Annotated in this window: 4 protein-coding genes and 1 tRNA gene; 3 read left to right on the top strand and 2 right to left on the bottom strand. The window is 53.8% G+C overall.

Going from position 1 to position 5432, the window contains the following annotated elements:
• Positions 1–245, top strand: a 245-nt coding sequence (locus tag IE065_RS18175; protein ID WP_229792158.1) for a hypothetical protein, incomplete at its 5' end; no start/stop codon positions are given.
• Between the two features lie 219 nt (positions 246–464).
• Here the strand turns inward: IE065_RS18175 and IE065_RS17665 are convergent.
• A tRNA-Leu gene (locus IE065_RS17665) sits at positions 465–549 on the bottom strand.
• A 204-nt stretch (positions 550–753) separates the two neighbouring features.
• On the opposite strand from IE065_RS17665, the gene IE065_RS17660 reads away from it, so the two are divergent.
• A complete protein-coding gene (locus IE065_RS17660) occupies positions 754–2664 on the top strand; it encodes a hypothetical protein (protein ID WP_189517589.1) in 1911 nt (636 codons plus the stop codon).
• 188 nt (positions 2665–2852) lie between these two features.
• Here IE065_RS17660 and carA read toward each other — a convergent pair whose 3' ends face one another.
• Positions 2853–4010, bottom strand: coding sequence for a glutamine-hydrolyzing carbamoyl-phosphate synthase small subunit (gene carA, locus IE065_RS17655; RefSeq protein ID WP_189517586.1), 1158 nt, complete (start codon positions 4008–4010; stop codon positions 2853–2855).
• A 69-nt stretch (positions 4011–4079) separates the two neighbouring features.
• Here carA and IE065_RS17650 point away from each other — a divergent pair, with 69 nt between their 5' ends.
• Positions 4080–5060: an endonuclease/exonuclease/phosphatase family protein gene (locus tag IE065_RS17650; RefSeq protein ID WP_189517583.1), complete on the top strand. Its 981-nt coding sequence runs from the start codon at positions 4080–4082 to the stop codon at positions 5058–5060.
• Positions 5061–5432 lie beyond the last annotated feature (372 nt).

Raw genomic sequence — 5432 nt, 5'->3', positions numbered from 1 at the left:
GAATCGTTTGCCGTTCTTTTTCATCGGTTCTCATTCCTCGCGTTTTGAGCCCTTTCAGACGAGAATATACGAACACTACGCTGGCTCAGTTTAAGGGGAGCAGGTCAAGCTCGACCAATGGAAAAACTGCCGCGATTCCTGAACCATATCCAATCAACCTACAATTACCCTGGCAGTTCTGTCACGAAATAATCACTGAAGAAACTGAAGAGAGCAAAAAACTACATGACCAACAAAAGTGGTAAGGCAATATTCAGCAACAATCGCCTTCGTTGATGGAGGAAGCGCAATTCCGTCAGTGGATTGACCAAGCCCTCTGGTCAAATCCATTGCTTAAAGAGCTAATTGCTGCGCCACCTATACACTCAGCAAGACTCAGCAGAAAAATACGTCAAAAAGAGGGTAAAAATTGGAAGCTTGCAGCCCCAAAAAAACATTAAGTCGCTGAAAATCAGCGACTTAAATGGTGCTCAGGGCGGGACTCGAACCCGCACACCTTTCGGCACACGCCCCTCAAGCGTGCGTGTCTACCAATTCCACCACCTGAGCCTTGGGAAAGAGACTTAGAAAAGGATTCCATCGAGGCGATACAAACAAAAAATTAAACTATTTTTGCAAAAAGGTGAGCTTTTGCTCGCCTTACATTTGTTATACGGCATTGAATCCGGCATGAAACCCGCTTTTTTATTGGCCAAATGGTAAGACCCCCGCTAACAAGGTTTCTTCATTAATCAATTCCGGCTGCCGCTACGCATGTCCGACTCATCAGACAAGTCCAAACCCGAGAGCTCTCTATCTCTCGATCTAAGCCAACTACAGGACCTTACTATAGGTCCTGACTGGAGCGATTCTGCGCGCTCAGCTGCATCTCGTAAGAGCAAGCCAGCGCGCGGCGATTCCAGCAAACGTCCAATGCGAGACCGACGGCCTGATCGGCCTCCGCGACGCACGGAGTATAATCGCGACTCAGCTCCACAGGGTGACCGTGGTGGTGATCGGCGCGGAGGAGGAGGCCCCAACCGAGGCGACCGTCGCTCTGGCGGGCCACGGCGAGACCATCAGCCCCCTGCCCCATTCAAGCCTGTCGTCGATGTCGCGTTCTATCCAGAGGACGCGCCGTTCAAAGCGTTATGCCACGCCATGCGGACCAATTGCCGCACTTATGAGCTCTTTGAGATTGCGCGGCTTATTTTGGACAAGGCTGAGCGCTTTGTGGTCGTTATGCACCCGAAGCCAGGTGAAGGCCCACAGGAATTCTTTATCAGCGTTCCCGATGGCCTCCCCTTCTCTTCCGAAGACCAAGTGTTGGCTCACGTGCTCAAGAACCACCTCGATAAGTTCGTTGACGCGGTCGAGACCGAGGTCGAGCCGCCCACAGGCAACTTCCCTACAGTGAACCGTTGCGGTGTGACAGGTACCCTACTGGGGCCGCCTAATTATCACCGCTATCAGGCGTTGGTCGTGGAGCATCACTCCATGAACGTGCCCAATATGCCATTTGAGAAATTCACCTCCCGCATTGAATCCGTTCGTGATGAAGAAGTGGTCAAGGAGTGGATTGAGAAAATGCGCAAGGAAACGCGTTACAAACTCAAACAGCCCGATGGCGTCGTCGAAGGGTTCGACACCATGGAGTCGCTCAAGTTTTATTTGGTCAACAAACGCCGTGCAGAAATCGTCCGCACGACGAATCAGGCGCGTTTCTCCGGCAAACAGGCCGAATCCTTGCCGCGCGGCCTTCTGCGCGATTCGATTTTCGGCTGGCTTGAGCAACAGCAACGCTTTCCGCTCGAAACAGCGAACAATCTACGTGGCCGCCTCCGCCGGATGCATTTCACGATTTACAAGCGTGGCTCCAAGGGCGCGTCTTACGTCTGTGCGGTCAAGCGCAAGTTCCGTAATCCACAGACTCGCCTCGCTGAGTCTCTCCAGGACCTGATCGACTTCATCGAGAAACATCCGAACATCGAGGTCAGCTCGTTGCCGGAGCAATTTCTCGGGATTGACATCAAAGCCAAGGCCTTACCTGAGCCGTCTCAGGAAAAAGCGCCCGACATTGAGTCCGTATCTGAGGAAGAAGCCGCGAAAATCGTGGAAGCCCACGAGCAAAAACGCGCAGCCCGCGAAGCCGGTGAAGCCAGTGCCGACGCTGAACCAGCCACAGAGCAAACGGCCTCCGAGCCTAAAGCATCTGAGCCGGAAGCAGCCGTGGTCGAAGCAACGCCAATTCCTGCCCCTGCCAAGCCAGAGGTGAGCCAGCTCGAAGACCCAGGTTTGCGTCAAATGATGTTCGACTTGCGTTGGTTGGTTACCGAAGGCTATGTCACCGAATACGGCGACGGGCGTTTGTTTGCACCTGCACCAATGGAAGAGCAAGCTCCTGCGGCCAAGAAGCAAGAAGTCCCCGAGAAAAAGCATTCGTCAGACGAAGCAGTTAATACCAAAACCGAAGCACCAGCTACGGAAACACCGGCAACCGAAACACCGGCCGCTGAAAAGCCAGTAACCGAAGCGCCTGCTGCGGAACTGAAGCCAGTAGCCAGTGAGGAAGAACCAGCCAAGGCCGAATCGGTTGCAGAAGCAGCTAAGAAGCCAGAAGCCGAGCCGGAATCTGTATCCACTGACGAGAGCGAAGAGAGCGAAAGAAAAGCCTCATCTCACTAATCGCCCCAACAGGCGTTTAATTTCCAATCAGCTAAAGCAGAGGCGTGTTCACACGCCCTGCTTTAGTCTGTGTGATGAGCAACGATGCCCAGTGGGCATGGGAACGCTATCGCAACTCAATCGGGATCAATCTACCCCACTGTGGGTGCCTTGGGCAGAAATACTGCCCACGCTGAATCATCAAGGGATCAACCCTTGACCGTCGACACCATATCGTAGAACTGGGTGAAGAGTGGATCGGCATCATTCGGGCCAGGAGCGGCCTCAGGGTGATACTGCACGCTGAACACTGGCAAATCCTTGTGACGCAGCCCTTCAACGGTGTCGTCATTCAAATTGATCTCCGTCACGACAGCACCGCGGTTTTCTAAGTCTTCCCGCTTGGCAGCAAAGCCATGGTTCTGCGCAGTGATCGAGACCACACCAGTTTCAATATTCTTAACCGGCTGGTTACCGCCGCGGTGACCAAACTTCAGCTTATAAGTTGGCGCGTCGAGTGCATGTGTAATGACTTGATGCCCGAAGCAAATGCCGAACGTTGGGTAGTCCTGCATCGCCTTGGCAACCGTCTTATGGGCGTAAGTAACAGCGGCGGGATCACCCGGACCATTACTTAAGAACAGGGCATCCGGCTTCAATTCGGCAATTTGCTCAGGGGAAGCGTCAGCGGGTAACACCCACACGTCGAACCCATGCATGCGCAGCTTGCGGAAAATCGAACGCTTAGCGCCAAAATCCAAGGCAGCAACCTTGTAAATCTTTTCCCGATGCGGGTCCGTATAGAGATTTGTGCCGGGCACCGTAAAGGGCTGACGGGTCACGCCATCTTCAAACTGATAGGCTTCCTTGACGGTGACAGCCTTCACGTAATCGACACCTACCAAGCCCGTCCATTCACGAGCGCGCTCAACGGCTTCGCCATCGGTGAGACCTTCGGTGGACAGACAGGCATTCATCGCCCCCGCCACGCGCAGACGCTTGGTAATTGCCCGGGTATCAACACCCGACAAACCAGGAACGCCATGGCGCTCCAAGTAGTCTGGTAGCGATTCAACGCTGCGCCAGTTGCTGACCACAGGGCTCAGGTCTCGAACGACGAAGCCAGAGGCCTTGGGGCCGTCCGATTCCTCGTCATCCGGGCTGGTCCCGTAATTGCCGATTTGCACAGCGGTCATCGTGATGATCTGCGCGAAATAGGAAGGGTCGGTGAGGATTTCCTGATATCCGGTCATCGACGTGTTAAATACGGCTTCGCCTACTACGGTGCGGGCGGCACCAAAGGCGCGGCCCCGGTAGACGGTTCCATCTTCCAGGGCAAGAACGGCTGACTTCGGATCGCTTGGCATTAACCCGGAGACAAAAGACCTACCCCCCCTACCGCGCAAGCGGAAAAGTGATATTTATATGCTCTAAGCATGACTTTAGCTTCATACCTGAAATTCCTTCGCCAACAACTCATCGGCTGGAGCTTGCTGTTCGGTATTCTAGGATGCTTAGCAACCTTATTGGGGTTCTTGGGGCAGTATCACTGGATATTGGGCCTATTTGCTCATTTTCGTGTACAATACGCAGCCGGGCTGCTGGCCATTACGCTGGTTCTACTGCTGCTCAAGCAGCGGCAATGCTCCGTCATCCTAGCTCTGTTTGCCCTCGTGAACATCGTCTTGATCGCCCCTCTATTTATCCATCCCAAGGATGCTCCGATCACAGCCAACACCGGCACACGAATCCGCGCCATGCTACTTAATGTGAATACGAACGAGGGCGACCCTGTGCTCGCTGCTCAGGCCATCCGAGCTGCTGACCCAGACATTTTGCTGCTGGAAGAAATCAGCCGAGAGTGGATTCACGACTTAGCAAGCCTGCTCAAACTCTATCCCTACGCGATTGAGCGACCGCAAAACGATAATTTCGGCATCGCACTCTACAGCCGTATTCCGTTGGTAAACACCGACGTCCGACACCTGACTGAGAGCGGTGGGCTACCCACGATCATCACCTCAATCCAGACGCCGCAAGGTCCACTGACCCTCATTGGCACTCATCCCCTGCCTCCAATTGGGGCCAACTACTGGCGCGAACGTAATGAACAGCTAAACGCCCTCGCCGATCTGGAAACAACAGGCCCCACGCTACTCTTAGGCGACCTAAACGCCACACCGTGGGATTACTATTTTCAGCAACTCCTCAAGCAATCCATGTTCCATGATAGCGCCCGCGGCCATGGCTGGCAACCCAGCTGGCCCGTTCAGCTTCCCCTTCTCTTGATCCCCATTGACCAGTGCCTGTATTCCGAGGGCGTCGTCATCACCAACCGTCAAACCGGCTCCAACGCTGGCTCCGACCACTACCCGCTCATCATCGATTTCGCTTTGACGGGCAGCGGCGGTGAGTAACCATTAGACGCACAATGTCTGAATCGTCTGCGAAGCACAGCTAGATTTCGTCGGTCATTGCGGCTCCGAAGCCATTGATCACGATCGCATCGATATTATTTATTGTAGGAAAATATTAATATTCAAATGTTCACTTATTTGATTGCTCGATTCCGTCGAAAAGGCCAATATGTAACTGAAACTGAGGAAGCCCTTCGGTTTATCCCCAATCAAACGCTGATTCGTTAACCCGAAGCTTGGTTGATTTTTCCACACTAGTCTCGCACGAGAAATCGTCGTGCGTGCTACGCCTACATCGTCCGTCTTTTGGCGCTGCTGTCACGTCGTTCGACTCAGCCCCCAACCTTCCCCCCCCCCCCCTCCTTGCCCCTG

It is taken from the genome of Cerasicoccus arenae (assembly GCF_014651635.1).
GTDB lineage: Bacteria > Verrucomicrobiota > Verrucomicrobiia > Opitutales > Cerasicoccaceae > Cerasicoccus > Cerasicoccus arenae.
This window is presented reverse-complemented; position numbering and strand designations above follow the sequence as displayed.

Coding starts and splice junctions, on each gene's coding strand:
- carA (WP_189517586.1), bottom strand. CDS start 4,010: ATGCCAAGCGATCCGAAGTCAGCCGTTCTTGCCCTGGAAGATGGAACC.
- IE065_RS17660 (WP_189517589.1), top strand. CDS start 754: ATGTCCGACTCATCAGACAAGTCCAAACCCGAGAGCTCTCTATCTCTC.
- IE065_RS17650 (WP_189517583.1), top strand. CDS start 4,080: ATGACTTTAGCTTCATACCTGAAATTCCTTCGCCAACAACTCATCGGC.